Source organism: Acetitomaculum ruminis DSM 5522, assembly GCF_900112085.1.
In the GTDB taxonomy this organism is placed as follows: domain Bacteria; phylum Bacillota; class Clostridia; order Lachnospirales; family Lachnospiraceae; genus Acetitomaculum; species Acetitomaculum ruminis.
In genome coordinates, this window is the sequence record NZ_FOJY01000049.1 from 1 (window position 1) to 1581 (window position 1581).

1 protein-coding gene is annotated in these 1581 nt (G+C 41.7%); it reads right to left on the reverse strand.

Translation table 11 applies throughout. From position 1 onward, the window contains the following. Nucleotides 1-125: 125 nt before the first annotated feature. Complete coding sequence (locus BM153_RS13430; protein ID WP_092875005.1) at nt 126-1301, reverse strand: IS110 family RNA-guided transposase; 1176 nt, start codon at nt 1299-1301, stop codon at nt 126-128. Nucleotides 1302-1581 lie beyond the last annotated feature (280 nt).

Sequence of the window (1581 nt, forward strand, 5' to 3'; positions counted from 1 at the left end):
GAGGTGACAAACTATAAATAGTCAAGTGATTTTTGAATAAATTTTAATTAAGTAAAAATTGCATGACAAATAAACCATCTGAATACACCGTATTTCAGATGGTGCAGTAGAAATAGTTATTTATGTCAGCGAAGTGAGGTAGATACAAAGTCAGTGTTCTGCCTCTCCAATGCAAAAATGACTCTGACTAATTTCTTCGTGACATGTGAAATGGCAACGCGATGTGGCTTTCCCTCAGATCGCTTCTTGGCATAATAGGTTGCGAAAGTCATATCAAACCGGATAAGTGGCAGGGCGCAATTCATGAGCGTATATCTAAGCTGAGACGAGCCGTGCTTGACCATCCTTCCCTTATGTGATTCCGTTCCTGACTCGCTGATACCAGGCTCTAAGCCTGCAAAAGCGAGCATCTGTGCCGGTGATGAGAAGTTTGATATGTCTCCGTATTCAGCGTAGATGACAGCGGCAGATAGAGAACCTATACCAGGGATTGACATATAGTGCGGATGTACTTCTTCGATCAGCTCGGTTATCTGGGTTTCGAGGACGGAAACCTGCTTGGCAGCTTCTTTGTAAAGTGTTAATAGGCAGGTAAGCTCAGTATCAAAGATGGAGTTGTTTACACCTACGGTATTGGCTGCAAGGGCTTTAAGTTCTAGGAACTTTTGAGGCGTAAATTTACCACGGGAAATACGCCTGAGGTTGTCATACGAAGCGGAATTCATACGTGCCATCTTTTCTGCGGAACCGTAAGTTTCAAGCAGGTATAAAGCTGTTTTGCTGAAGCGTTCCTGAAAGAATGGTTTGAACTCCGGGAATGTGTGATCTAGAACATTGGTAATCTTAACGAGATAGAAAGACCGCTGACGAATGAGACGATCTCTCAAACGAGTTAATGACTTTAATGAGTAGGCATGATAAAATCCTTTTGAATGGGGTTTGTACTCTACGGTCATTAACCAACGGGCAATGGATTCACAATCAACGGAATCCGTCTTTGTCCGCCTCAAAGAAGTAGACTTCTTGTACTCGCTGATGAGAACTGGATTAACTTCCATAAAGCTGTGGTGGGCTTTCTCAAGGAAGAGTTCAAGGTTGAGGGCATAATGGGCTGTAGATTCAAACCCTATTTTTATGTCATCAGGAGTTGATAGAGATTGGAGAGAAGTGAGTAATTCGTTGAAACCCTCCTTATCATTTCGGATGGTAAATTTAGCAACGATACTCTGATCCGCCGCATTGATTATACAGCAGTCGTGTTTGTACTTTGAAATGTCTATTCCAACAAAGTACGTGGACATAATGGTACCTCCTTAGATATAAGATTTGGCGCTGTTGTCTTCCACAGAGAATCCGGCTGTGTAATCACGTAAATAGAAACGTCAGAGCGTTAACAAACTGATTAACAGTAATAGACGAAAAGCTGTGGTCTGAGTCACCTCGTACCAGTCAGAGCTGTAATAAAATAGACACAGATCCACAGCGCCTTAATAAATATATCAGATAGAGATTAGATTACCCAGTAGAACCTGGGAGAAAGGAAAAAATCCAATCATCAAAACTGATAATTGGATTATACGT

What these genes read in the sequence shown, in the direction of transcription:
- BM153_RS13430 (WP_092875005.1), bottom strand. Translation starts at nt 1,301, where the DNA reads ATGTCCACGTACTTTGTTGGAATAGACATTTCAAAGTACAAACACGAC.